This is a genomic window from Skermanella sp., assembly GCF_059503625.1.
The window spans coordinates 1-3,165 of record NZ_JCACHA010000249.1; the positions used below are offsets into that span (position 1 = coordinate 1).

Annotated in this window: 2 protein-coding genes; both read left to right on the plus strand. The window is 64.4% G+C overall.

All coding sequences use genetic code 11. The annotated features are described in order from the left end of the window. The first annotated feature begins 348 nt into the window (after positions 1 to 348). A complete protein-coding gene (locus AC5JJ6_RS06000) occupies positions 349 to 1,326 on the plus strand; it encodes a TAXI family TRAP transporter solute-binding subunit (RefSeq protein ID WP_496041171.1) in 978 nt (325 codons plus the stop codon). Positions 1,327 to 1,423: 97 nt separating this feature from the next. Further along, the coding region (locus tag AC5JJ6_RS06005) for a TRAP transporter permease (RefSeq protein ID WP_496041170.1) at positions 1,424 to 3,165 on the plus strand (1,742 nt) is incomplete at its 3' end.

A 3,165-nucleotide genomic window follows, 5' to 3' on the forward strand; every position in this document is an offset into this window, starting at 1 on the left:
CCGACAAGCAGGCGCGTCTATGTCGGCTGCCGCTTCGCTTTAGACCGACCTACGCCTGGAACGCCTACATTGGCGCCACTGGGTTCAAGTCCGGGCTTGTAATGTCAGCGATGACAGGGATCAAGTCCCCAGGCGTGGTGTAGGAGCGCCTGGGGACTTGATCGTCGCGTCAAATCGGTAAGTCTATAGGCGCCCGTTCCCCCACCTTCCCGAGGGGGCGACGGAGAAGTCCGGTTGGTGACCGGCAACCGGTTTGTCACCGGTACAATCCGATATCGTGACAATTGCAGCGGCAACAGCCATGATCCGATTATCATATCGGAATTACAGGGGACTGCCGTGAGCTTCATGATCAATAAACGCCGAATGGCGGTTGGGGCCGTGCTCGGGGCGCTCGTACTGAGCGCCGGGGTCGCATTGGCGCAGGCGCCGGCTTTCTTCCGGATCGGCACGGGCGGGACGGCCGGGACCTACTATCCCGTGGGCGGCCTGATCGCCAACACGATCTCCGCCACCGGCGGCGGAGTGCCTGGGCTGGTGGCGACCGCCGTGTCGTCCAACGGCTCGGTCGCGAACATCAGCGCCGTCAACGGCGGCTCGCTCGAGTCGGGCTTCTCGCAATCGGATGTGGCCTATTGGGCCTATACCGGCACCGGCCTGTTCGAGGGCAAGGGCAAGATCGAGAACCTGCGCGCCATCGCAACGCTCTATCCCGAAACGATCCATCTGGTCGCAACGAAGAATTCCGGCATCAAGTCGGTCGCCGACCTCAAGGGCAAGCGGGTGTCGCTGGACGAGCCGGGATCGGGCACGCTGGTCGATGCGCGGATCGTGCTGTCCGCCTATGGCTTGACCGAGAAGGACGTCAAGGCCGAGTACCTGAAGCCGGGTCCGGCGGGCGACCGCCTGCGCGACGGTGCGCTGGACGCCTATTTCTTCGTCGGCGGCTATCCGACCGGCGCTATTTCCGAGCTGGCGACCTCCAGCGGCATCACGCTGGTTCCGATCGGCGGTCCGGAAGCCGAGAAGATGCTGGCCGATTACCAGTTCTTCTCCAAGGACACCGTCCCGGCCGGGACCTACAAGGACGTGCCGGAAACGCAGACGATCTCGGTCAACGCCCAGTGGGTGACCAGCGCCAAGCAGTCGGACGAGCTTGTCTACAACATCGTTAAGGCGCTCTGGAGCGATAACTCCCGCAGTGTCCTGGACACCGGCCATGCCAAGGGCAAGCTGATCACCTTGCAGAACGCGACCAAGGGCATCGGCATCCCGCTGCATCCCGGCGCGGAGAAGTTCTACCGCGAGAAGGGCGTGCTTCAGTAAGCACGTCAGGTCCGACCAAATTGCTGATCCCTCTCCTCCCGTCGAGCCGGGAGGGGAGGGCACTTGCCATTAAAATAGACATGAACCTGGAATGCCGATGACCGACCCATCGCGCGCAGAACCGACTCTGCCGAAATCCACCCTGGAACTCGACCCCGAGAAGGCCAAGGAACTCGAGGAGAAGTTCGACTCCGAGATCCGGTTCCGCCCGCTGGCTCCCGCCGCAGGGTGGATCGTCGGCGGCTTGCTGGTCGTGCTGTCGCTGTTCCATTACTACACCGCCGGCTTCGGCCTGCTGTCGGAGATGGTCCATCGCGGCATCCATCTGTCCTTCGTGCTGGGCCTCGTCTTCCTGGTATTTCCCTTCAGCAAGCGCGGCTATGACCAACCGGCGCAAGGCAGCCTGCTGCGCCCGCTCGGCATCTCGCTGCTGGACTGGGCGCTGGCGATCGGCGCCGTGGTGTCGGTGCTGCACGTACCGCTGATCCCGCTGGACGATCTGGCGTTCCGCGTCGGCAATCCGACCCCGACGGATGTCGTGCTTGGCGGCATCCTGATCTTCGTGCTGCTGGAAGCGACCCGGCGTTCCGTGGGATGGCCGTTGCCGGTGATCGCCCTGATCTTCATGGGCTATGCGATCTGGGGGCCGTCGATGCCGGGCATCCTGATCCATCCCGGCGCCAGCTTTCCGCAGCTTGTCGATCATTTGTACCTGACCACGCAGGGGATTTATGGCATCGCCCTGGGCGTCGTTGCGACTTATGTCTTCCACTTCGTGCTGTTCGGCGTCTTCGCGACGCGGATCGGGCTGGGACAGCTTTTCCTGGACTGCGCCGCCTGGGTGGCGGGACGCTTCGCCGGCGGGCCGGCCAAGGTGTCGATCTTCGGATCCGCGCTGTTCGGCATGATCTCAGGGTCTTCCGTCGCCAATACGGTGACGGTCGGATCGCTGACCATTCCGGCGATGATCCGGCTCGGCTACAAGCCGCACTTCGCGGCGGCGGTGGAGGCGACGGCTTCGACCGGCGGCCAGATCACGCCGCCGATCATGGGGGCCGCCGCCTTCCTGATGATCGAGTTCCTGGGGCTGCCATACACGACGATCATCCTGGCCGCCATCGTGCCCGCCTTCATGCACTTCTTCGGCGTGCTGATGCAGGTCCATTTCGAGGCGAAGCGGACTGGATTGCGCGGATTGCGCCCCGACGAGATGCCGGACCTGAAAGCCGCGTTCAAGCGCGACTGGCCGACCGTCATTCCGCTGGTCGTCCTGATCGGCATCCTGCTGGCCGGCTACACGCCTTATATGGCGGCGTTCTGGGGCATCACGCTCTGCATCCTGGTCGGGCTGTTCAATCCCGGCAACAGGATGAGCATCGGCCAGATCGTCGGCGACCTGCGCGACGGCGCCAAATACGCGCTGGCTGTGGGTGCTGCGGCGGCCACCGTCGGAATCGTCGTCGGCGTGGTGACGCTGACGGGCGTCGGCTTCAAGATCTCGTTTATCGTGACATCGACCGCCGCCGACATGGCGACGTGGGTCGGGGCCTTCCTGCCGGCGGGCTGGACGGCGCCTCAGACGCTGACGCTGCTGTTCACGCTGATCATGACCGGCATCGTCTGCATCCTGATGGGCTGCGGCATCCCGACCACCGCCAACTACATCATCATGGCGACGATCGCGGCTCCGACGCTGGGCCTGCTGGGAGTGGCGCCGATCGTGGCGCACTTCTTCGTCTTCTATTACGGCGTGCTGGCCGACATTACGCCGCCGGTGGCGCTGGCGGCCTATGCCGCCGCCGGCATGGCCGGGTCCGATCCGTTCAAGACGGGCAACAC